The sequence below is a fragment of the Massilia sp. 01N417 genome (genome assembly GCF_056399645.1).
The window spans coordinates 41173-62690 of record NZ_JBFTRS010000006.1 but is presented as its reverse complement, the minus strand read 5'-3'; the positions used below and the strand labels follow the sequence as shown (position 1 = coordinate 62690).

General features: G+C 67.4%; 19 protein-coding genes. 7 read left to right on the top strand and 12 right to left on the bottom strand.

Features of this window, described 5'->3' with window-relative positions; all coding sequences use genetic code 11:
• Nucleotides 1-41: 41 nt before the first annotated feature.
• The 9 genes from AC1DOQ_RS08575 to greB form a co-directional block, all read right to left on the bottom strand.
• Nucleotides 42-1625, bottom strand: a complete 1584-nt coding sequence (locus AC1DOQ_RS08575) for a methyl-accepting chemotaxis protein (protein ID WP_477362166.1) — start codon at nucleotides 1623-1625, stop codon at nucleotides 42-44.
• 102 nt (nucleotides 1626-1727) lie between these two features.
• Nucleotides 1728-2030: a hypothetical protein gene (locus AC1DOQ_RS08570; RefSeq protein ID WP_477362164.1), complete on the bottom strand. Its 303-nt coding sequence runs from the start codon at nucleotides 2028-2030 to the stop codon at nucleotides 1728-1730.
• Nucleotides 2031-2039: 9 nt separating this feature from the next.
• A complete protein-coding gene (locus AC1DOQ_RS08565; RefSeq protein ID WP_477362162.1) occupies nucleotides 2040-2834 on the bottom strand; it encodes a DUF6597 domain-containing transcriptional factor in 795 nt (264 codons plus the stop codon).
• Between the two features lie 33 nt (nucleotides 2835-2867).
• Complete coding sequence (locus tag AC1DOQ_RS08560; RefSeq protein ID WP_477362160.1) at nucleotides 2868-3419, bottom strand: hypothetical protein; 552 nt, start codon at nucleotides 3417-3419, stop codon at nucleotides 2868-2870.
• A 204-nt stretch (nucleotides 3420-3623) separates the two neighbouring features.
• Nucleotides 3624-3989: a hypothetical protein gene (locus AC1DOQ_RS08555; RefSeq protein ID WP_477362158.1), complete on the bottom strand. Its 366-nt coding sequence runs from the start codon at nucleotides 3987-3989 to the stop codon at nucleotides 3624-3626.
• Nucleotides 3976-5823, bottom strand: a complete 1848-nt coding sequence (locus AC1DOQ_RS08550; RefSeq protein WP_477362156.1) for a carbamoyltransferase family protein — start codon at nucleotides 5821-5823, stop codon at nucleotides 3976-3978. Before AC1DOQ_RS08550 ends, AC1DOQ_RS08555 begins: the two co-directional genes overlap by 14 nt.
• A complete protein-coding gene (locus tag AC1DOQ_RS08545) occupies nucleotides 5820-6860 on the bottom strand; it encodes an SGNH/GDSL hydrolase family protein (protein ID WP_477362154.1) in 1041 nt (346 codons plus the stop codon). Before AC1DOQ_RS08545 ends, AC1DOQ_RS08550 begins: the two co-directional genes overlap by 4 nt.
• 157 nt (nucleotides 6861-7017) lie before the next feature.
• Nucleotides 7018-7632, bottom strand: coding sequence for a biliverdin-producing heme oxygenase (locus AC1DOQ_RS08540; RefSeq protein WP_477362152.1), 615 nt, complete (start codon nucleotides 7630-7632; stop codon nucleotides 7018-7020).
• Nucleotides 7633-7635: 3 nt separating this feature from the next.
• Nucleotides 7636-8202 (bottom strand): transcription elongation factor GreB, encoded by a 567-nt coding sequence (greB, locus tag AC1DOQ_RS08535; protein ID WP_477362150.1) that lies wholly within the window; start codon nucleotides 8200-8202, stop codon nucleotides 7636-7638.
• A 90-nt stretch (nucleotides 8203-8292) separates the two neighbouring features.
• Between greB and AC1DOQ_RS08530 the strand changes: the two genes are divergently transcribed.
• The 4 genes from AC1DOQ_RS08530 (at nucleotide 8293) to AC1DOQ_RS08515 (ending at nucleotide 12712) form a co-directional block, all read left to right on the top strand.
• Complete coding sequence (locus AC1DOQ_RS08530; RefSeq protein WP_477362148.1) at nucleotides 8293-8886, top strand: hypothetical protein; 594 nt, start codon at nucleotides 8293-8295, stop codon at nucleotides 8884-8886.
• 26 nt (nucleotides 8887-8912) lie between these two features.
• Nucleotides 8913-10367, top strand: coding sequence for a sensor histidine kinase (locus AC1DOQ_RS08525; protein WP_477362146.1), 1455 nt, complete (start codon nucleotides 8913-8915; stop codon nucleotides 10365-10367).
• Entirely contained in the window at nucleotides 10364-11011 is a 648-nt protein-coding gene (locus AC1DOQ_RS08520; protein ID WP_477362144.1) for a response regulator, read from the top strand. Before AC1DOQ_RS08525 ends, AC1DOQ_RS08520 begins: the two co-directional genes overlap by 4 nt.
• A gap of 132 nt (nucleotides 11012-11143) precedes the next feature.
• Nucleotides 11144-12712 (top strand): GGDEF domain-containing protein, encoded by a 1569-nt coding sequence (locus tag AC1DOQ_RS08515; protein WP_477362142.1) that lies wholly within the window; start codon nucleotides 11144-11146, stop codon nucleotides 12710-12712.
• On the opposite strand, the gene fliD is transcribed toward AC1DOQ_RS08515, so the two are convergent.
• The 3 genes from fliD to AC1DOQ_RS08500 all read right to left on the bottom strand — a co-directional run bounded on the left by fliD (nucleotide 12709) and on the right by AC1DOQ_RS08500 (nucleotide 15352).
• Nucleotides 12709-14064, bottom strand: coding sequence for a flagellar filament capping protein FliD (fliD, locus tag AC1DOQ_RS08510; protein ID WP_477362140.1), 1356 nt, complete (start codon nucleotides 14062-14064; stop codon nucleotides 12709-12711). The two genes, AC1DOQ_RS08515 and fliD, sit on opposite strands and share 4 nt — an antisense overlap.
• A 39-nt stretch (nucleotides 14065-14103) precedes the next feature.
• Complete coding sequence (locus AC1DOQ_RS08505) at nucleotides 14104-14454, bottom strand: flagellar protein FlaG (RefSeq protein WP_477362138.1); 351 nt, start codon at nucleotides 14452-14454, stop codon at nucleotides 14104-14106.
• An 85-nt stretch (nucleotides 14455-14539) separates the two neighbouring features.
• A complete protein-coding gene (locus AC1DOQ_RS08500; RefSeq protein ID WP_477362137.1) occupies nucleotides 14540-15352 on the bottom strand; it encodes a flagellin N-terminal helical domain-containing protein in 813 nt (270 codons plus the stop codon).
• Nucleotides 15353-15673: 321 nt separating this feature from the next.
• Here AC1DOQ_RS08500 and AC1DOQ_RS08495 point away from each other — a divergent pair, with 321 nt between their 5' ends.
• From AC1DOQ_RS08495 to AC1DOQ_RS08485, 3 genes are read left to right on the top strand one after another with little or no spacing between them, the layout of a single operon-like run.
• Nucleotides 15674-18085, top strand: a complete 2412-nt coding sequence (locus AC1DOQ_RS08495; protein WP_477362135.1) for a tetratricopeptide repeat protein — start codon at nucleotides 15674-15676, stop codon at nucleotides 18083-18085.
• Entirely contained in the window at nucleotides 18082-19968 is a 1887-nt protein-coding gene (locus AC1DOQ_RS08490; protein WP_477362133.1) for a tetratricopeptide repeat protein, read from the top strand. Before AC1DOQ_RS08495 ends, AC1DOQ_RS08490 begins: the two co-directional genes overlap by 4 nt.
• Nucleotides 19965-21449, top strand: coding sequence for a glycosyltransferase family 9 protein (locus tag AC1DOQ_RS08485; RefSeq protein WP_477362131.1), 1485 nt, complete (start codon nucleotides 19965-19967; stop codon nucleotides 21447-21449). The genes AC1DOQ_RS08490 and AC1DOQ_RS08485 overlap by 4 nt, the downstream gene beginning before the upstream one ends.
• Nucleotides 21450-21518: the final 69 nt, after the last annotated feature.

Below are 21518 nucleotides of genomic sequence, written 5' to 3'. Positions count from 1 at the left end.
TTTCTGCAAAGCCCAGCTATCGCCCGCAGGCCAGGCACCCGCTAGGCGGCCAACAGCATGGCGCCGCGCCGCGGTGCCTGATGGTGCTCGAGCTGGAACACCGCCACCGCCTCCATCAGCGACCTGGCCTGGTCCTGCAGCGAGGACGAGGCCGCGGCCGCTTCCTCGACCAGGGCGGCATTCTGCTGCGTCACCTGGTCCATCTGCAGCACGGCGCGGTTGATCTGCTCGATGCCCTCGCTCTGCTCCTGGCTGGCGCTCATGATCTCCGACATGATGCTGGTCACGCGCGCCACGCTCGCCACCACCTCGTTCATGGTGGCGCCGGCCTTGTCGACCAGTTCGGTGCCGGAATCGACATTCGCCACCGAGGCCGTGATCAGTTCCTTGATCTCCCTGGCGGCGGCGGCCGAGCGCTGGGCCAGGTTGCGCACTTCGCCGGCGACGACCGCGAAGCCGCGGCCCTGCTCGCCGGCGCGCGCCGCCTCGACGGCCGCGTTCAGCGCCAGGATATTCGTCTGGAAGGCGATCCCGTCGATCACGCCGATGATGTCGACGATGCGCCTGGACGAATCGCTGATGGTGCCCATGGTGTCCACCACCTGTGCCACCAGCTGGCCGCCGCGCAGCGCCACTTCGGAGGCCGACGCCACCAGCTGGTTTGCCTGGCGCGCGTTGTCGGCATTATGGCGCACCGTCGACGTCAGTTCTTCCAGCGAGGACGCCGTCTCCTCGAGGCTGCTGGCCTGCTCCTCGGTGCGTCCCGACAGGTGCAGGTTGCCGGAGGCGATCTCGCTGCTGGCGCCGGCGATGAAGCTGCTGCTGTCGCGCACGCTGCGCACGGTGCGGGCCAGCTGGTCCTGCATCTTCGCGAGGCCCGCCAGCAGCTTGCCCATCTCGTCCTCGCGCTCGATGCTCACGCTGGTGGCCAGGTCGCCTTCGGCCATCGCATGGAAGTGCCGTAGCGCCTGGTCCAGCGGGCCCATGATGGCGCGCACCAGCGACACCGACGAGACCGCGATCAGCAGGGCGCCGATCACGATGCCGGCAATCGACGCATACATGACCTTGTCGGCCAGTTGCACCCCGCTTTCGTAATGGCTCTTCGCTTCCCTGATCTGGTACTGGTCCAGCTTGCCGGCAGCGTCATTGAAATCGTTGTAGAGGTCGAGGAGCCGGTTGTTCAGGGCATCGATCGCCGCGGCATCCCGCTTTTTCACCGCGTCCGCCAGCGCCAGCAAGCCGTCCCTGACGTAGACGTCGCGCTTGGCGGCGACGTCGCGCGCCAGGGCGTTTTCCTCCGCATCCTGCGGCAGGGCCATGTAGGCGGACCAGGACTTGCCGGACTCGGCCAGGAAAGACGCGACGCGCTCCAGCGTCTTGCCGACTTCCGGATCTTCGGGATGCAGGGCGGCGCGGTCGATGGCGAAACGGGCGCGGGACAGGAAATTCTTCGAATCGTTGACCGAGATGCTCGACACCAGCTGGTTCGAATACACGTCTTCCAGCGAGGCCTCGAGGGAACGCATGCCGAATACGCCCAGCAGGCCGAATGCCAGGATGATCAGTCCGAGCAGGACCATGGTCGCGATGAGACGGGTACGGATCGTAAGTTTCTTGAGCATGTTAAGCACCGATACGAAGTGAAGGTTACCGACTTCACTATACCGTTTCTCAACGGAAAAACTTGTTAATCCAGGTAAATATTGTGATTTTTGGAGAGATTTTCACATTCCGAGGCTGCTGCGCAACCAATCCCGTCCACGCGCATCCAGCGCCTTGTCGATGACCTCGGCCGGCAGGCTGTATACCGTGGCCCAGGTGGCGCGGCCGTCCGCCGCATTCGATGGAAAACTCGTGGTCTCGATCGGCCAGTGGTATTTGCGTTTCAGGGAACGGACGATGGCGGCAAGCGTCACGCGGCCGCGCAAGGGCTCGGCGCCGGCCTGGTCGGCATTGGACAGCAGGACCGCGAGGACTTGGCCGCGCGCCGTGCGCGGGCCGGGAAAAGTGGGGATTTTCTTGGGCATGCCGGCATTCTAGCCGGCCCGGCCCGCCAGCGGCCGCGCGAAGTCCTGCGGCGTCTCCCCGGCAAACTGCCGGAACTCGTGGATCAGGTGCGACTGGTCGTAGTAGCCGCACTCCACCGCCAGCCCAGCCCAGTCGATGGCGCCCGCGCTGCCGCCCGCGCAGTTGCCTGCTTCGGCGCGCAGGACGGCGCCGGCGCGCCGGAAGCGGCACACCATGGCGAAGGTCTTGGCGTTCAGGCCGACCCGTTCGCGGAACTGCAGCGCAAGGTGCTGGCGCGAGACACCCAGCCGGCCCGCCAGCTCCTCGATGCGCACGGCGCCGCCGGCACGCTCGATCTGCCCGACGGCCGTGCGTACCAGGCGGCCCTCACGATGCCGGGCAGCGCCCAGGCGCGCGAGCAGCGCACGCTCGATGACCGCCAGGCGCTGTTCAGCGCTTGATACGCGATCCCACAAGGCTTCCGCCAGCGCTTCCGCCTCATGGCGCGGCCACAGCTCGGACAAGGCCGGATGCCCGTCCTGCAGGGCGTGCAGCGGCAAGTCGAAAAAGGCGCGCGCGGCGCCCGGCAGGAAGCGCACCGCCACCGTCAGCACCGGCTGCGTCACCTCGACCCGGTGCGGACCCGACATCATTCCGGCGACGAAGCCGAGCGGCGCGCCGTCCTGCCACAGGATGTCGATGCAATTGTCCGGCAGCACGCGATGGCGCAGCGGCGCGCCGCCCGGCGCCGCGTGGCTGGTCCACAGGCAGGCGACGTGGCCTGCGAGAAGCGGATGGGGCGGGTATTCGCGGTACAGGTGCATGCCCCGAGTATAGTGCGGCTTATCAGGAAAATACTACAGGTGAAAAGTGCAGCGGAACCCGATGTAGGGCCGCTGCGCTCCCGGGTTCTCGTCGACGACCGTGAAGAGCCCTGCCCCTTCCTGCGACGACCAGGCGCCGCCCCGCGCCAGCGCCCGCCCCCACCAGCAGCGTCCCGCCTTCGGCCACCAGCCCAGCCCGCGCTCCCAGCGCCTCCCGGGCGCCCCCGACACGGTGGGCGAGGCTTCGGCGAAACCGCGCGCCACGATGCCATCCAGGTTGCCCTGCACGTCGTCGAACACCCAGCTGAAGGCATTGCCCGCGGCATCGTGGATGCGCTCGCCCGTCGACAGGACGTGCCAGCGCCGCTCGCGCGCATCGGGGGAGCGCACGCAAGGCGGCTGGGCGCAGCCGAAGCCGGCCAGGTGCAGGCCGCGGTACAACTCGCCTGCCCCGGCCTCGCCGCCGCTCCAGTTCGCGCCCTGGCGCGCCAGGTCATGCGCGATGGCCAGGGCCTGCAGTTCGGTCAGCAGGCCAAGCTTCGCCTGCGCACAGGCGCGGCGCGCCGCGTGATAACTGACATTCACCCACGGCGGCGCATCCTCGTGCAGCAGCACCTGCCCGCCGGGCCCGCGCGCCGCCAGCCAGCGCGCGACGGCGAAGGCCGGCACCGTGATGCCGCATGGGAGGACGGTCTCCGGCACCACGACGAAGCCAGGCGGGCATGCGAGACCGGTCGCCACCGCGGCGACTTCCGCATCGGCGTTCTTCATGTTCGGCCACCATGCCCGCTAGAACATCTGGTAGATATAGGGCGACAGCTCGGCCTGGGGCCGCGCCTGCACGTAGAGGGCGTGCAGCGCCGCCGCCGTCTCGGCCGCCAGCGGCGCCTGCGCCGCCAGAGCCGGCCGGCCCGCCGCCAGCCAGCAGGCCGCCAGGCGCTGCCCGAACTCGCCGGCATCGAGACAGGACGCGGACAGGAAATCCTCACGCGCCATCGCCGGCCGGCCGCGCTGGAGGTAATAGCTGGGCAGTTGCGGATCCGGCCCCATCGGGAATGGCGCCTGCCCGCCGGCCGGCGGCGCGGCGCCCGCGGTCAGGGCGTCGAACAGGGCTGCCGTGGCCGCGCCGAGTGCCGCATCGTCAATCGAGCTCATAGGTCTTTCTCCAGTCTTCGTCGTCGGGCAGAGGCGCCTGTTCCGAACGCCACAGCAGCACGTCTTCCAGCACCAGCAGGTCCATTTCGGTACGCATGAAGCAGCGGTATGCATCCTGCGGACTGCACACGATCGGTTCGCCGCGCACATTGAACGAGGTGTTCACCAGCAGCGGGCAGCCGGTCAGGCGCTCGAAGGCTTCGATCAGGGCGCGGAATTCCGGATGGCTGTCCCGGTCGACGGTCTGGATCCGCGCCGAATAGTCGACGTGGGTGATGGCCGGCACGTCGCTGCGCGGCTGGTTGATCAGCGCCATCATGTCGTCGTCGCCACCCTCGAAGGCGGAGGTATCCATCGGCCTGCGCCGGTCCTCGCGCACCGGCGCCACCATCAGCATGTAGGGGCTGTCGCCGTCGTAGTCGAAATAATCGGCGCACTTTTCTCGCAGGACGGCCGGCGCGAACGGGCGGAACGACTCGCGGTACTTGATCTTCAGGTTCATCGTGGCCTGGGTGCGCGGGTTGCGCGGATCGCCCAGGATCGAGCGTGCGCCCAGCGAGCGCGGGCCGAATTCCATCCGCCCCGACAGCCAGCCGACGATCTTGCCGGCGGCCAGCGCCTGGGCCACCAGCCCCAGCCTTTCGTCGCGGTCCGCGATGCGGTGACAGCGGTAGCCCTTGCGGTCGAGGAAGGCGAGGACCTCCGCGCTCGAATAGCGCGGCCCCAGGTAGCTGCCGCGCTGGGCGTCGCCGGCCCCGGCCGGACGCGCGCGCGGCGCCTCGAAGTAGCCGTGGTGCGCCATCAGCGCCGCGCCGAGGGCGCCGCCGGCATCGCCCGCCGCCGGCTGGATCCAGATGCGGTCGAACAGCCCGGCCTTCGCCAGCTTGCCGTTGGCGACGCAGTTGAGCGCCACGCCGCCGGCCAGCACCAGCTGCTTTTCGCCGGTGAGGCGGCGCAGGTGGCGCGCGGTCCTGAGGACGATGTCCTCGGTCACCTGCTGGATGCTGGCCGCCAGGTCCATCTCGCGCCGCGTGATCTGCGACTCGGGCGCGCGCGCCGGACCGTCGAACAGCTCGGCGAAGCGCGGCCCGGCCATCGCCATGCCGTCGATATAGCCGAACCAGCCCATGTCGAGCCGGTAGGAACCGTCCGGGCGGATGTCGATCAGGTGGTCGCGGATGCGGTCGGCGTACTTCGGACGGCCGTAGGGCGCCAGGCCCATCAGCTTGTATTCGCCGGAATTGACCTTGAAGCCGCAGAAGCTGGTGAAGGCGCTGTACAGCAGGCCCAGCGAGTGCGGGTAGTCGATCTCGGCGAACAGTTCGAGCCTGCGCCCATGTCCCAGGCCGAGGCTGGTGGTGGCCCATTCGCCGACGCCGTCGATGGTCAGCACCGCGGCGCTGTCGAAGGGCGAAGGATAGAAGGCACTGGCGGCATGCGCCATGTGATGTTCGGTGAACAGCACCCGCCCCTCCCGTCCGAGCGTGCCGAGCGTGCGCTGCACGTGCTCGTTGACCCAGATCTTGTCGCCCAGCAGGTTGCCGGCGGCCTGGGCGAACAGCCTGCGTCCGTCCGGCCCGCCCGCGCGGGCGTTCTGCACCACACGGTCGAAGCTCAGCAGCGGATTGTCGTAGAACACGATCGCATCGAGATCGGCGGCATCGACGAAGCCTTCCTCGAGGCAGTAGTTGATGGCATTGACGGGAAACGAAGGGTCGTGCTTCCGGCGCGTGAAGCGCTCTTCCTGCGCGGCCGCGACGATCTCGCCGTCGCGCACCAGCGCCGCCGCCGCGTCGTGGTAATAGCCGGCAATGCCCAGGATGGTCCTGTTCATGCGAACTCCCGCGGCCCGGCTGCCGGCAAAGGGCTCGGCCCCTGCGCCAGCATGCCGGCCAGGACGGGTTCGAGCGAGCGCGCCAGCGCTTCGTGTCCGGCCGGCGTGAAGTGGATGTCCTTTTCCCAGCGCAGGCGGCGCCTTTCGTCCGGGGGAATGCGCAGCAGCCCGGGCAGGGGATCGTGTAGCGCACAGCCCAGCTCGGCCGCCAGTTCGGCGAAGCGGGCTTGGTAAGGCGCTGCGTCGCAGGTCTGGTCGAGGTGCTGCGGGAGGGGAATCGGCAGCAGCAGCACCGGCTTGCCGAGTGCACCGATCCACTGCGCGAGGATGGCCCGCATCAGCAGCCAGGCCGGGCTCGACGGCGAATCGTAATGCGGCAGGGGCTGGTACTGGGTAATCTTCTGCACCACGTCGCGCACGCCGAGAGCCGTGACCATCTTGCGCAGCGCCATGAAGCGTCCGCCCTGGTCGACCGCGGCGGCCTGCTCGGGGCTCAGTTCGGCTTCCTCATAGGGTTCGCGGCGCGGCGGCACCTGGCAAAGCCGCAGCTCGCCGTCTTCGAGCTGGAAATAGGGTTTGGCGTAAATGCGCTCGCGGCCGTGCTCGTCGTGGTGGGGCCGGAAACGGGCATTGACCCGCCGGATGTTTTCGACGAATACCGCAATCACGACGAGGTCGTGTTCGATTTCCCGGGCGAATTCACGCCAGATCAGATATTGCTGGTCGGTACCCGTGGAAGACAGGCCGAAATTGAATACGTCGACCGGGCCGGCCTCGCTGGCGGATAAATATGTTTCCAGCAATTCCGTATAGCGCAGGCGGTTCGGCACGGCATCGCCGGCCGTGAAGGAATCGCCGAAAACGAGCACGCGCCGATGTCCTGGCCTGCGTTCCTGCACAAACTCTTTATCGGCGCGGAAGCCTAGTCCGTTGACCTGCATCAGGTAACCGCCGCCTTCGTGCGGGATACGAACCCGCAGACCGGGAATGTAGCGATAGCCGATGACTGGATGGTATTCGTAAAACTGTCTCATCATTTCCCCTGTTTGGACCACGGAAATGATGATGATTTATTGGCTTATGAGGCTTTTAACCGGACTCAAGACCCCAGGAGGTATTTACTAGATTCTTAATTGAATTATTTGACTCAAGAAATAATACGAATAAGAAATCAATTGCGAAACCATTCGCGGATCAGGAATCGCGGCGGCCATCCAGCACGAGAATGCTGTCGAACGCCGCGCAAGCCCCGGCGCAGGCCTCCAGGATCTCTTCCGGACTGCGCACCTGCTCGCGCAGCGCCTGCATGAAGCTGCGCCAGCGCGGGCCGGGCCCTGCCTCGCTTCCCTTCAGGTAGCGCAGCGGATGCGGGGCCAGGCGCCGGTGCAGGCGCTGGTAGAGGACGGCGCCGCCCAGCTGCGAGCCTTCGATCACGTAGCACACGCCCCAGCGCCAGGCGGGGCTGGCGGCGGCCGGCCACGCCAACCCTGCCGGCGCCGGCAGTGGCGCGGCCGGCAGTGGCGCGGCCGGCATGCCGCGCTCGGCCAGGTCCTGCTCGATCAGCGCCAGCCGGTGGGCCTGGTCGAATTGCGGCCCGCATTGCGGTCCATCCGCGAAGCCCGTCAGCCAGGCCTGCAGCGGCGCCAGCCAGGCGCGCAGCATGGCCAGATGGGAAGCGTAGTCGCCGAGGGAGGCATCGTCGGCGCCGATCGGCAGCCCGCTGTCGAGCGCCTGGTGGCGGCTCGCGGTGGCCGAGCGCAGCGCGGCAAGGGGATCCGGCCCGGGCGCCGACCCGGAGGGGTGTTTCATGAATCAGTCCGTGATGGGTTCGGGATAGTCGACGCTGAGGATTTCCAGCTCGTCCGTGCCTTGCGGCGTCTGCAGGGTCACGACCTCGCCCTCGCGCGCCTTGGTGAGCGCGCGCGCCACCGGCGAGACCCAGCTGATCCGGCCCTTCAGCGGATCGAGCTCGTCGATGCCGACGATGGTGACGGTGTGCTCCTCGCCCGCCTTGTTCAGATAGCAGACGGTGGCGCCGAAGAAGACCTGGTCGTTGCCGTGGTGGACCGAGGGGTCGACCACGAAGGCCGAGTCGAGGCGCTTGGTGAGGAAGCGGATGCGGCGGTCGATCTCGCGCAGGCGCCGCTTGCCGTAGATGTAGTCGCCGTTCTCGGAACGGTCGCCGTTCGAGGCGGCCCAGTGCACCACGCGCACGACTTCCGGCCGGTCGACGTCGATCAGCTGCAGCAGCTCGTCCTTGATGGCCTTGTGCCCGGCCGGGGTGATGTAGTTCTTGGAGCCGGCCGGGATCTGCTGGGCCAGCGCCAGGGCTTCGTCATCGTCGTCGTTGTCGGACTCTTTTACAAATGCCTTGTTCATGCGTCTTATTGTAGCCGCAAGCGCACGAATGCGATGTGCGCGCGGCACGGCCATGACGGCGGGCACCGCCATTTACCGTATCATTCGGACATGATACGAGCCACGACGAATGCGCGTACCCGGCTGTTCGCACCGCTGGTGTACCTGGCCGCCCTCCTCCTGCTGTTCGAGGAATGGTGCTGGGACGCCGGCGCGCGGCTGGCCGCCGGCCTGGCGCGCTGGCCGCTGCTGGCGGCGCTCGAAGCGCGCGTGCGCCTGCTGCCGCCCTGGGGCGCGCTGTGCCTGTTCGTGCTGCCCGGCCTGCTGCTGCTGCCGGTCAAGCTGCTTGCCGTGGTGGCGATCGCGCACGGCCATGCGGTGTCCGGCATCGCCACCATCGTGCTCGCCAAGCTGGGCGGCGCGGCGGTGGTGGCGCGGCTGTACGCGCTGACCCTGCCGACCCTGCTCGCGGTCGGCTGGTTCGCGCGCTGCCACGGCTGGTTCATGACGCTGAAAAACCACTGGGTCGGCCGGCTGCGCGCCAGCCGCGCCTTCGTGCAGGCCGGACGRCTGCTGCGGCTCATGCGGCGCGCGCTGCGCCGCTGGCGCAACCGGGGCGGCGCCCGCTTCGGCAGCCGCCACGCGAGCCGCGCCTCGCGGGTGCTGCGGCGCTTCGTCGTCCAATGGCGCGCACGGCGCCGCTGATCGAACAACAAGACGAAAACAAGAAGATGAATAACGAGACGAAACTGGCCCCGGCGATGCAGGCCGCCACCACCGAGATCTACCTGATCGATGCCGACACCCTGCTGCTGGTCGACGTCAACCAGGCGGCGCGCCAGAACCTCGGCCACGACCTGGCGCGACTGAACACGATGACGCCGCTCGACCTCGCGCCCGCGCTGGACCGGGACGAGTTCGAAGGACTGCTGGCCTCGCTGGGTCCGGAAGTCGGCGCCCAGGTCAGCCTGGCCACCCGTTTCCTGCGCGCCGACGGCAGCCGCTATCCGATCAAGCTGTGCTTCCTGCGCATCGTGCGCGACGGCCGCTCGCTGTTCCTGGCAACCGGCGACGACCAGTCGCTCGCCCACGCCGCCAGCGCCGCCCTGCAGCAATACCGGGCCCGGTTCAACGCCGTGATCGACCATACGCCGGGCCTGGTCTACCAGTTCGTGCTGCACCCGGACGGCAGCACCGCCTTCCCCTATCTCAGCGAAGGCTGCGGCGCCCTGCTCGGATTGTCGGTGAGCGAACTGCAGCAGGATCCCGGGCGCTTTACGGAACTGATCCTGCCCCAGGACCGCAAGAGCTACCAGGACGCGATGCTGGCCTCGCAGGCGAACGGTAACGCCTGGAACTGGGAAGGCAGGATCCGCATCGAGGATACCTGGAACGACGTCAAGTGGATCAACCTGCGCGCCACCCCGTCCCCGCTCGACGGCGGCGGCATGCAGTGGGACGGCATCATGACCAACATCACGGCCAGCAAGCTGGAGCAGGAAGAGACGCGCCGTTCGCGCGCCCGCCTGGCCGAGCTGACCGAGCACATCGAGCAGGTCAAGGAACAGGAGCGCACCCGCATCGCGCGCGAGATCCACGACGATCTCGGCGGCAACCTCACGGCGATCAAGATGGCGCTGGCCATGCTGGCGGCGCGCCTGCCGCAGGAAAAGGTGCTACAGGAAAAAGCCGACTACCTGGACAGCCTGGTCGACCGCACCATCGAGGCCGTGCACCGGATCTCGCTCGACCTGCGGCCGTCGACGCTGGACCTGGGCATCGTCGCCGCGCTGGAATGGCAGGCGCGCGAGTTCGAGAAGCAGACCGGCATCGCCTGCATCATGCGCACCGACGGCGAGGACATCGAGGGAGAACTCGACCCGGACCGCGCCAGCGCCCTGTTCCGCATCTTCCAGGAAGCGCTGACGAATATCGCCAAGCATGCCCACGCCACCCGGGTCACGCTGAGCCTGCGCCGCCAGCGCCAGCACCTGACCCTCTCCATCTGCGATAATGGCCGCGGCATCACCCCGGCCGACCGCCTCAAGCCGCACTCCTTCGGGCTGCGCGGCATGAGCGAACGGGCCCGTGCGCTGGGCGGCACCCTGAACCTGTCGCCCGCACCCGGCGGCGGCACGATGGTGGTCGTCAAGATCAGGCTGCAATCCGAACTAACCCGAGCATGACAGAAAAAGCCAGCATCCGCGTTTTTATCGCCGACGACCACGCCATCGTGCGTGCCGGCCTGAAACAGATCCTCGCCGAGGAACGCGACATCTCCGTCGTCGGCGAAGCCGAGACCGGCCTGGACGCCGTCAAGCTGTTCCGCAAATCGCGCTGCAACGTGCTGCTGCTCGACATCTCCCTGCCCGACCGCAACGGCATCGAGGTGCTCAAGCAGATCAAGGACGACAAGCCGGAGCTGGCCGTCCTGATGCTGTCGATGCACAGGGAAGACCAGTACGCGATCCGCTCGCTGAAGGCGGGCGCCTCGGGCTACCTGACCAAGCAGAGTGCGCCGCGCGAGCTGGTCAATGCGATCCGCCAGGTGGCCGCCGGCCAGCGCTACGTGAGCGCGCAGCTGGCCCAGGTGCTCGCGGCCCAGCTCGGCGAAGACCACGAGAAACCGGTCCACGACACCCTGTCGGACCGCGAATACCAGACGCTCACGATGATCGCCTCCGGCAAGACGGTCAGCGAGATCGCCAGGGAATTGTCGCTGTCGGTCAAGACGGTCAGCGAATACCGCTCGCGCCTGTTGTCGAAAATGAAGCTCAAGACCAGCGCGGAGCTGACCCATTACGCCATCCGCAACCAGTTGATTGACTAAAAATACAGGAATTGTCGCGCCGTCAATACATTCCGCATAACTGAGCGGTATTCCAGCGTTTTTTCGAGCGATCGAAATCAGGAAACAGGACTACGATGGCGATAATAACTATTCCAAGTAGCAACGTCCTACATGTCCAGCTCTTCCCAGAACCCGGCCGAGATCGCCCGGGAAGCCTTTCGCCGCCTGGCGGCGCGGCGCATTGCGCCCACGCCCGACGCCTACCGCGAGATCTATGACGAGATCGCCGGCCTGGCCGTTCCCCCGCCGCCCGCCGCCGCCGCGCCCGAGCCGGACCCGGGCGCGGAAAACGTGCTGTCCGGCTTCGCCTACCGTCTCGCCGACACGCCCGGCGAGCTGGCCGAGTTCGGCACCCGCCTGAACCGCGCGGTCAAGCAGCGCGACTGGGACGGCTATGCGCGCACCCTGTCGCAGCTGGCCGAGAAGCACCTGCGCCGCCACACCCATCCGGTGATGGCGCTGGGCGTCGAAGACCTTGAGGCGAAGCTGATGCGCGACCTGCTCAGCCGCACCCTGACCTTCGCCGTGGCCGCCCTGCTGCCGGCGGCGTCGCCGCTGGCCGGCGAGGCCGAATCGCTGGGCGCCGCCGTCAGGACCGCGCATGACGAGGCGGCCCTGCACGAAATCGGCGCGCGCCTGAAGGAACTCTGCTACCAGATCGAACTGAAGAGCGGCGACAGCGGCGAACAGCAGGAGCTGCTGTTGCGCCTGTTCAAGCTGCTGCTGGAAAACGTCAGCGGATTGCTGGACGACGACAGCTGGATGCGCGGCCAGATCGCCGCGGTCCAGGACTTGATTGCCGGTCCGCTCGACACGCGCGCGCTGGAAGACGCGACGCGCAGCCTGAAGGACGTCATCTACAAGCAGGGCCAGCTGAAGACCGGCATCGCCGACGTCAAGGCGACCATGAAGAACATGATGATGACCTTCATCGACCGGCTCGGCTCGGTGGCGGCCTCGACCGGCAGTTACCAGGAAAAGATCGGTGGCTTCTCGGAACGCATCCGCGCCGCCGCCAACATCGAGGAACTCAACCTGGTGCTGGAAGAAGTGCTGCGCGAGACCCGCTCGGTGCAGGCCGAGGCGCTGGCCTCGCGCGACCGCATGCTGGCCGCCCACCAGGAGGTACAGGAAGCGGAAGCGCGCATCAAGGACCTGGAAGCGAAGCTGCAGCACATGAGCGAACTGGTGCGCGAAGACCAGCTGACCGGCAGCCTGAACCGTCGCGGCCTGGACGATGTGTTCGAGCGCGAAAGCGCACGCGCCGACCGCCGCGGCACGCCGCTGTGCGTCGCCCTGCTCGACCTCGACAATTTCAAGAAACTCAACGATACCTACGGCCACCTGGCCGGCGACAGGGCCCTGCGCCACCTGGTGAAAGTGGTCAAGGACACCTTGCGCTCGATGGACGTGATCGCCCGCTTCGGCGGCGAGGAGTTCCTGATCCTGCTGCCGGAGACGGATGTGGAAGCCGCCAGCGCGGCGATGGTGCGGGTGCAGCGCGAGCTGACCAGGCACTTCTTCCTGCACGAGAACGAGAAGATGCTGATCACCTTCTCCTGCGGCGTGGCCCTGCGCCACCAGAACGAGGACCAGGCCGCGCTGATGGCGCGCGCCGACAACGCGATGTACAAGGCCAAGACCAGCGGCAAGAACCGCGTGGTGATCGCGGATAGTTAGTACGAGGAAGACAGCGAGGCCAGCTGCGTGGCCAGGTAATTGCTGGTGCTCTTCATATTGGCCATCGAGGTGTCGAGCGCGTTGAACTGCTTGCGGTAGCGTGCTTCGGTCTGCGTCAGGCGGTCCTGGATCGTGCTTTCCTGGTCGCTCATGCGCTTGAGCGTGTCATTGATGCCGTCGGTGCGGGTCTGGATCACCCCTTTCGAGCCCAGCATGTCGGTCGTCAGGGCGGTCAGGCGTGTGCCAACGCCGCTGGTCGACGAGAACAGCTTGCTCAGGTTGTCGAAGTTGGTGTCGATCGCCTTCTGCAGCTTGTCCGGTTTCTCCAGCATCAGCGTGCCGTCGCGCTGGAACACGATGCCGATGTCGGACAGGTTCTTCAGGTCGCCCGCATCCGAGGTCGCCTTGCCCAGTTCGCTGCGCAGCTGGGTCAGGATGCCGCGCGCCGACGAGTCGCCGTTGAGCACGGCGCCGGTCTTGGTCGAAGTGTTGTACGAGGTCAGGTTGTTGACCGTGCTCGCGATCTTGTTGTAGGCGTCGATCAGACCCTGGACATTCTTCTTGATCGTGTCCGAGTCCTTGGCGATCGTCACATTGACCGCGGCGCCGACATTGGTCTTGGCCAGGTTCAGGGTCACGCCCTTGATCGCGTCGGTCACCGTATTCGAAGGCTTGACCACTTTCATGCCGTCGACCGTGAATTCGGCATCGCCGGCCTTCTGCTGCCAGCTCATCGTGGTCGTCTTCGGATCGGTATTGTCGAACTGGGCCACGTCGCCGGTAGCCGCGATCTTCACGGTGTTGGCCGAACCGGTGTCCTTGGCCGCGACCACCAGGTGGTTCATGGTGCCGTCGTTGATGACGGTGGCGGTCACGCCGGCATCGGCGCCATTGATCGCGCTGGCCAGGCCGGACAGGGAGAAATCGTCGAGGGGAATGTTGACGGGTTTGCCGCTGCCGACGGTAATCGTCATCGAGCTGTTCGCCGGGCTGAAGATCTTGGTGGGATCGATGCCGGCCGAACTCAGCTTGTCATTGGTGGCCAGCTTGCTGACTTCGATCGCATAGCTGCCGGCCGTGGCGCCGCCGCCTGCGGGCGTACTGGCCTTCATGATGGTTTCGTCGCTGGAAGCGGCAGTCAGCGCTGCCAGCGAGGTGCCGGTGACCGACTTGACGGCCGTCTGGAACGAGGAAATCGCGCTTTTCAGCGTACCGAAGGCCGACAGCTTCGACTTGTAGCTGCTTTCCTTGGCCTGGAGCTGGGTCAGCGGCGTGCTCTCGGCCTGCATCAGCTGGGTGACCAGCGATTCGATGTTGAGGCCCGATCCGATACCGGTCGAAACGATTGCCATCGTGTGTCCTTATCAAAGAAAAAGGGCGCCAGGCGCCCGTTATGCTTTCTCCCGCAACAGCAGGCCCTGCATCTTGTCGATCGAGTGCGCCAGCGCCAGCGCCTCCGCGCTCGGGAACTGGCGCAGTACTTCCTGGGTCGAGGTGTCGACGATCTTGACCACCGTCTTGCCGCTTTCCTCGTCGATCGAGAAACGCAAGCCCTGGGCGGTGAACTGCGGATTCTCGTTCAGCTTGCCGACCGCGTTTTCTACCGCATCGCGCGCCGGCGACGGTCCCTGGCTGACGGCGTTGACGCCCGGTGCCGGCGCGCCCTTGGATGGCGAATTGGACGCCGGCGCCGCTGCGTTCCCGGGCGCAGCCTGTACGCTACCAGATAAGGGATTCAGCATCACGACACTCCTTTCCAAAACGACGCTGGGCGAGGTGTTTCCGCAACACCCCGCTCAGCTTTGCTATCCGAATTATAACGTTCGATCAGCGCAGCAGGCTCATCACGCCGTTCGGTACCTGGTTCGCCTGGGCCAGCATCGCGGTACCAGCCTGTTGCAGGATCTGGGCGCGGGTCAGCTTGGCGGTTTCAGCAGCGAAGTCGGTATCCATGATGCGGCTCTTGGCGGCCGACTGGTTCTCGATCGAGCTGTTCAGGTTGTTGATCGCGTAGCCCATGCGGTTCTGCGCGGTACCCAGCGAAGCGCGCTCGGTGTTCAGTGCGCTCAGGGCGCTGTCGACCTGGGCCAGGGCGGCCGTCGCGGAAGCGACGTCGCTGATGCCATTGATCGTCATGCCGGCATAATTGGTATCGGAGCCGAAGCTGATCGTGATCTTCTGGCCGGTATCGGCGCCGACCTGGATGTCCTTGGTGGTGGCGGTGCCGCTCAGCACTGCCGCACCGTTGAACTTGGTGTCGGTCGAGATACGGCCGATTTCAGTGTTCAGCGACTGGATTTCGGTGTTGATGTTGCTCCATTCGGCCGTGCCGTTGGTGCCGTTCGAACCCTGCACCGCCAGTTCACGGATACGCTGCAGCGCGTCGGAGATGTTCGACAGTGCGCCGTCAGCGGTCTGGATCAGCGAGATGCCGTCGTTGGCGTTACGCGCTGCCACGGTCATGCCGCGGATCTGCGAATCCATCTTGGTGGCGATCGACAGGCCGGCCGCGTCGTCCTTGGCGCTGTTCACACGCAGACCCGAGGACAGGCGCTGCAGCGAGGTCGACAGGTCGTTGGCGGAGGTGCTGAGGTTGCGTTGTGCGTTCAGCGAGGCCAGGTTGGTGTTAATGACGGGCATGGTAGTTCTCCTGTTATCAGAGTACGGCTTGGTTAGTTCGTTTGTTCGTTCGTCGCTTGTTCAGCGGGGTTGATTTCTTTAACGGAAGGCTTCGAAAAAGCTTGAGGGTTTTTTTAAAAAAAGTTGGGTATGACCAACTTTTCATGATTTCCCTGCTTCGCTCCCCATCATGCAAACCCTTGAAATAAGGGCGCTTTCACGATCACGACGGGCAATGCATCTTCGCTGCCTCTCGCTACAATGCTGGCTGTCAAAACTCGCCCGCGCTGCTGTTGCCGTTTTCGTCAGCGCCGGCGTTTTCTTTAACAGGACATCCCGCGCATGCACACCATCGACCAAGCAGCACCGAGCCAAGCCGACGAATTCTTCGCCCAGGGACTGGACGCGCACCGCCGCGGCGACCTGGGAACGGCCGTCCACTTGTATGAACAGGTACTGCAACGCGAGCCGGATCATTTCGACGCCCTGCACCACATCGGCATCGCGGCCTATCACACGGGCAAGCACGACATCGCCCTGCAGTTCATCGGCGCCGCCATCGAGCGCAACGCCGGGGTGTCGACCGCTTATGGCAACCTGGGCAATGTGTACCAGGCCCTCGGCCAGCACGAGGCGGCGCTGGCCTGCTACGACGAAGCGCTGCGGCTGGACGATGCGAATGCGGATGCCCACTACAACCGCGGCAACGTGCTGCGGCGCCTCGACCGGCTCGAGGACGCACTACAAAGTTACGAGCGCACGCTGGCGCTGCTGCCGGGCGACGTTTCGGCCTGGAACAACCGCGCGGTCGTGTTGCAAGATCTGAAACGCTACGACGCGGCGCTCGCGAGCGTCGACCAAGCCCTGGCCCTGGCGCCCGGCCTGGCCGCTGCCCACAATAACCGCGGCAACATCCTGGTCTACCTGCACCGCCGCGACGAGGCGATGCGCAGTTTCGAGGCCGCCATCGAAATCCAGCCCGATTACGCCGACGGCTGGTCGAACCTCGCTTCCAACCAGGCCGCGCTGGGTCTTTACGAGCAGGCGACGGCAAGCTACGCGCGCTCGCTGGCGCTGGGCCCCGACGTGCCCGAAACCCACAAGCGCAAGGCCGACCTGCTGCGCGCGCGCGGCGACCACGATGGCGCTCTGGCTGCCTACGAACGCGCGGCCACGCTCAGGCCCGCCTATGCCGAGGCCCAGCTGGAGCGCGGAAGGCTACTGATGGAATGCGACCGCCACGACGAGGCGCTGGAATGCCTGCAGGCGGCGATCGCGGCCGATCCCGACAACCGCCTGGCCCACCTCCACCGCGGCCTGCTGCTGCATCGCCGGAAAGCGTATCAGGCGGCGCTGGCCAGCTTCGACAGGGCGATCGCCCTGAAGGAAGACGATGACGCCGATTCCCAGGTCGTGCGCGGTAATACGCTGCGCGAACTGGACCGCTTCGAAGAGGCCGTGGAAGCCTACGAGCGCGCGATCGCGCTCGCGCCGGCGCACTACAACGCGCTGATCGGGCATGGCATCGCCCTGCAAAGGCTGCGCCGCCACGACGCCGCCCGCGCAAGCCTGACCCGCGCGATCGCGCTCGCGCCGAAGGAAATCAGCGGCCACCTCAATCTCGGCAACCTGCTGCAGGACATGGACGACATCGAAGGCGCGCTGGCCAGTTATGACGCCGCAATCGCGCTGAACCCGAACGAGCCGATGATCTACAACAACCGCGGCAACCTGTACGAGGGCATCGGCCAGTTCGATGCGGCGCTGCGCGAATTCGACAAGGCGATCGAGCTCAAGCCCGACTTCGTCGCCGCCCACTGGAACAAATCGCTGGTGTGCATGCGGATGGGCGAATTCGGCGAGGGCCTGAGCGGCTACGAATGGCGCTGGAAAGCCGAGCACCTGGCGGTGTTCCGCGAAAACCGCGACTTCTCCCAGCCGCTGTGGCTCGGCCAGCAGGACCTGGCGGGCAAGACCATCCTGCTGTATGCCGAGCAGGGACTGGGCGACACGCTGCAGTTCTGCCGCTACGTGCCGATGGTGGCGGCGCGCGGCGCGCGCGTCATCGTCGAAGTCCAGCGGCCGCTGGTGAGGCTGATGCAGCCCCTGCCAGGCGCCGCCGAGGTGATCGCCAAGGGCGACGCGCTGCCGGCCTTCGATTTCCATTGCCCGATCCTGAGCCTGCCGCTGGCATTCAAGACCACGCTGGCCACGATTCCGGCCCCGGACGCCTACCTGTCCAGCGACCCAGCACGCGAACGTGACTGGCACGAGCTGCTGGGCCCCGCCCGCGGCCCGCGCGTGGGCCTGGCGTGGAGCGGCAATCCCGCCCACAAGAACGACCACAACCGCAGCATCCCCTTCGAGGAATTCGCTCGGGTGCTCACGCCGGCCTGCGAGTTCGTCTCGCTGCAGAAGGAACATCGCGAAGCCGACCTGCCGCTGCTGGCGGACAGCGCGGTGCGCGACCTCAGCGCACGGCTGCACGACTTCACCGACACCGCCGCCCTGTGCGCCGCCCTGGATGTGGTGGTGGCGGTCGACACCAGCATCGCCCACCTGGCCGGCGCGCTCGGCAGGCCGGTCTGGATCCTGCTGCCGTATGCGGCCGATTGGCGCTGGCTGGTGGAGCGCAGCGACAGTCCGTGGTATCCGAGTGCGCGCCTGTACCGCCAGCAGCACGGCGAGGACTGGGGCGCCGTGCTGGCGCGCGTGCGCGCCGACCTCGACGCCCTGGCGGGAAACCAGCCATGAGCGGCTCGATCGCCCCCCGGGCCGAGCGGCTGTTTGCCGAGGGGCTCGAGTGGCACCGCCAGGGCGCGCTGGGCGAGGCGCTGGCGGCGTACGAACAGGCGCTGCAACTGCGGCCGGGCTATGCCGCGGTGCTGCACCACATCGGCATCCTCGCCCACCAGACCGGCGACTACGCCACCGCGGAACGATTCCAGTACGCCGCCCTCGAGATCGACGGCGGCGCGGTGGCGGTATGGAACGCGCTCGGCAACGTCCTGAAGGCCTCCGGCCGCCATGAGGCGGCGCTGGCCGCCTACGCGCAGGCGCTCGCAATCGCCCCCGAATACACGGACGCCCATTACAACCGCGGCAACGCCCTGCTGGCGCTGGGCCGTCACGAGGAAGCGCTGGCCGGCTACGACAGCGCGCTCGCGCTCGATCCCGGCCTGGTGCAAGCCTGGAACAACCGCGCCGTGGCGCTGCAGAAGCTCGGACTGCTGGCGGAAGCGCTGGCCAGCCTCGACGCCGTGCTCGGGCTGCAGCCGGGACATGCCGAAGCCCACAACAACCGCGGCAACGTGCTGATGCGCCAGCGGCGCAAGGAAGCGGCGCTGGAGAGCTTCGAGCGCGCACTGGCCTGCCGCCCGGACTATGCCGACGCCCATGTCAACCGCGCGCGGGCGCTGAATGACATGGACCGCCTGGACGCCGCCCTGGCGAGTCTGGATGCCGCGCTGAAGCTGCAACCGGAGCACGCCGAAGCCCACAACAACCGCGGCAACCTGCTGCTGCGGCTGCGCCGGCACGAGGCCGCGCTGGACAGCTTCGCGCGCGCGCTGGCCTGCCGCCCGGACTATGCCGACGCCTTGGTCAACCGGGCCAAGCTGTTCAAGGACCTGGGACGCTTCGATGCGGCCCAGGCCGACCTCGAGCACGCCATCGAACTCGACCCGGAACTCGCCGCCGCCCACTGGAACCTCGGCTTGCTGGCGCTGCTGCGCGGACGCCTGGCGCAAGGCTGGCAAGGTTTCGAATGGCGCTGGAAGGTCGACCAGCTGATGCAGGCCGGCGAACTGCAGCGCTTCGAGCAGCCGCCGTGGCTGGGCAAGCAGCCCCTTGCCGGCAAGACCATCCTGCTGTGGGCCGAACAGGGCCTGGGCGACACCATCCAGATGGCCCGCTACGCCGGCCTGCTGGCGGCGCGCGGCGCCAGCGTGATCCTGGAGGTGCAGCCGCCGCTGGCGCGGCTACTGTCCGGCCTCGCACCCCGCGTGGTCGCGCGTGGCGAGGCGCTGCCGGACTTCGACTTCCACTGCCCGATGATGAGCCTGCCGCTGGCGTTCGGCACCGAACTCGCCACCATCCCGGCCGCGCCAGCCTATCTGCGCGCCGCACCGGAGCGGGTCGCGCAATGGCGTACGCTGCTGGGCCCGGCCACCAGGCTGCGCGTCGGCCTGGCCTGGAGCGGCAATCCGGGCCACACGAACGACCATCACCGCAGCATCGCCTTCGCCGAATTCGCGCAGGCACTTACGCCGGCCTGCGAATTCGTCTCGCTGCAGAAGGAAGTCCGCGCGAGCGACGCGGCGGCCCTGGCCGCCGCCGGCGCGGTACGCGACCTCGGCGCACAGCTGCACGACTTCAGCGACACTGCCGCCCTGTGCGCCGCCATGGACGTGGTGGTGACGGTCGACACCAGCATCGCCCACCTGGCAGGCGCCCTCGGCAAACCGGTCTGGATCCTGCTGCCGTATGCGCCGGACTGGCGCTGGCTGCTGGAGCGCAGCGACAGCCCCTGGTATCCGGGCGCGCGCCTGGTCCGCCAGGGATACGGCGAGGACTGGAGCGCCGTGCTGGCCCGGGTGCGCGCCGACCTCGATGCGCTGGCGGGGAGCGCCAGATGAGCGGCTTCATCGATCCTCGGGCCGCGCATCTGTTCGACCAGGGACTCGAACTGCACCGCCAAGGCGCGCTGCGTGAGGCCCTGGCCGCCTATGAACAGGCCCTGCTGCTGCAGCCCGGCCAGTTCGACCTGCTGCACCACGTCGGCATCCTCGCCTGGCAGGCCGGCGACCTCGCCACGGCGGAGCAATTCCTGCTGGCCGCCCGCGAAACCGGCGACGGTGTCTCGGCCCTGCACGGCAACCTGGGCAATGTGTTCAAGGCGGGCGGCCGCCTCGAGGAGGCGCTGGCCAGCTATGCGCGGGCGCTGGACCTGGACCGCGCCAATGTGGACGCCTGGTACAACTATGGTAACACCTGGCAGGCACTGCGCCGCTTCGATGAGGCGCTGGCCTGCTACGACCAGGCGCTGGCGCTGCAGCCGGACGATGGCCAGGCCTGGAACAACCGCGCCGCCGTCCTGCAGGAACTCGGGCGCCACGACGACGCCCTGCACAGCTTCGACGCCGCGCTGCGGCTGCAGCCCGGCAATGCCGAGGCCCACTGGAACCGGGCCCTGCTCCATCTCCGCCACGGCCGCTTCGCCGAAGGCTGGCGCGGCTACGAGTGGCGCTGGCGGGTCGCCCACCTGTCGGTGTCGCGCCAGCGGCGTGAGTTTGGACAGCCGCTGTGGCTGGGGCAACAGGACCTGGCCGGCAAGGCCATCCTCCTGCACGCAGAACAAGGCCTCGGCGACACCCTGCAGTTCTGCCGCTACGCCACGCTGGCGGCGGCGCGCGGCGCCCGCGTCATCCTCGAGGTGCCGCCCACGCTGGTGGGTTTGATGCGCACCCTGGCCGGACCGGCCATGGTCCTGGCGCGCGGCGAGGCACTGCCGCCGTTCGACTACCACTGCCCGCTGATGTCGCTGCCGCTGGCTTTCGGCAGCACCCTCGATACCATCCCCGCACCGCCGGCCTACGTGCGGGCCGATGCCGCCAGGGTCGCCGCCTGGACCGCCCTGCTCGGACCGGCGGACAAACCGCGCGTGGGCCTGGCCTGGCGCGGCAGCCAGGAACACAGGGACGACCAGCGGCGCAGCATCGATTTCGCCACGCTTGCGGGCCTCTTGAGCCCGGCCTGCGATTTCGTCTCGCTGCAGGACCGCCACCGTCCCGAGGATGCCGCCCTGCTCGCCGCCAGCCCGGTGCGCGCCTTCGGCGAGCGCCTGGCCGACTTCGGCGACACGGCGGCGCTGTGCGCGGCGATGGATCTCGTCATCACCGTCGACACCAGCATCGCCCACCTGGCCGGCGCCCTCGGCAAGCCGGTCTGGATCCTGCTGCCGGCCACCACGGACTGGCGCTGGCTGCTGGATCGCAGCGACAGCCCGTGGTATCCGCGCGCCCGCCTGATCCGCCAGCAGCGCGGCGAGCCATGGAGCACGGTCCTGGGGCGGGTGCGCGCCGAGCTTGACACTATGACAAAGCCGGCCAAGCAGTGAAATAGCATGGATTCATTGCTCTTAAGTTCGGATGAATCCGGCCGTTAACTAGGTACATTACAGTCCGTT

What these genes read in the sequence shown, in the direction of transcription:
- AC1DOQ_RS08575 (WP_477362166.1), bottom strand. Translation starts at nt 1,625, where the DNA reads ATGCTCAAGAAACTTACGATCCGTACCCGTCTCATCGCGACCATGGTC.
- AC1DOQ_RS08570 (WP_477362164.1), bottom strand. Translation starts at nt 2,030, where the DNA reads ATGCCCAAGAAAATCCCCACTTTTCCCGGCCCGCGCACGGCGCGCGGC.
- AC1DOQ_RS08565 (WP_477362162.1), bottom strand. Translation starts at nt 2,834, where the DNA reads ATGCACCTGTACCGCGAATACCCGCCCCATCCGCTTCTCGCAGGCCAC.
- AC1DOQ_RS08555 (WP_477362158.1), bottom strand. Translation starts at nt 3,989, where the DNA reads ATGAGCTCGATTGACGATGCGGCACTCGGCGCGGCCACGGCAGCCCTG.
- AC1DOQ_RS08550 (WP_477362156.1), bottom strand. Translation starts at nt 5,823, where the DNA reads ATGAACAGGACCATCCTGGGCATTGCCGGCTATTACCACGACGCGGCG.
- AC1DOQ_RS08545 (WP_477362154.1), bottom strand. Translation starts at nt 6,860, where the DNA reads ATGATGAGACAGTTTTACGAATACCATCCAGTCATCGGCTATCGCTAC.
- AC1DOQ_RS08540 (WP_477362152.1), bottom strand. Translation starts at nt 7,632, where the DNA reads ATGAAACACCCCTCCGGGTCGGCGCCCGGGCCGGATCCCCTTGCCGCG.
- greB (WP_477362150.1), bottom strand. Translation starts at nt 8,202, where the DNA reads ATGAACAAGGCATTTGTAAAAGAGTCCGACAACGACGACGATGACGAA.
- AC1DOQ_RS08525 (WP_477362146.1), top strand. Translation starts at nt 8,913, where the DNA reads ATGAATAACGAGACGAAACTGGCCCCGGCGATGCAGGCCGCCACCACC.
- AC1DOQ_RS08520 (WP_477362144.1), top strand. Translation starts at nt 10,364, where the DNA reads ATGACAGAAAAAGCCAGCATCCGCGTTTTTATCGCCGACGACCACGCC.
- AC1DOQ_RS08515 (WP_477362142.1), top strand. Translation starts at nt 11,144, where the DNA reads ATGTCCAGCTCTTCCCAGAACCCGGCCGAGATCGCCCGGGAAGCCTTT.
- fliD (WP_477362140.1), bottom strand. Translation starts at nt 14,064, where the DNA reads ATGGCAATCGTTTCGACCGGTATCGGATCGGGCCTCAACATCGAATCG.
- AC1DOQ_RS08505 (WP_477362138.1), bottom strand. Translation starts at nt 14,454, where the DNA reads ATGCTGAATCCCTTATCTGGTAGCGTACAGGCTGCGCCCGGGAACGCA.
- AC1DOQ_RS08500 (WP_477362137.1), bottom strand. Translation starts at nt 15,352, where the DNA reads ATGCCCGTCATTAACACCAACCTGGCCTCGCTGAACGCACAACGCAAC.
- AC1DOQ_RS08495 (WP_477362135.1), top strand. Translation starts at nt 15,674, where the DNA reads ATGCACACCATCGACCAAGCAGCACCGAGCCAAGCCGACGAATTCTTC.
- AC1DOQ_RS08490 (WP_477362133.1), top strand. Translation starts at nt 18,082, where the DNA reads ATGAGCGGCTCGATCGCCCCCCGGGCCGAGCGGCTGTTTGCCGAGGGG.
- AC1DOQ_RS08485 (WP_477362131.1), top strand. Translation starts at nt 19,965, where the DNA reads ATGAGCGGCTTCATCGATCCTCGGGCCGCGCATCTGTTCGACCAGGGA.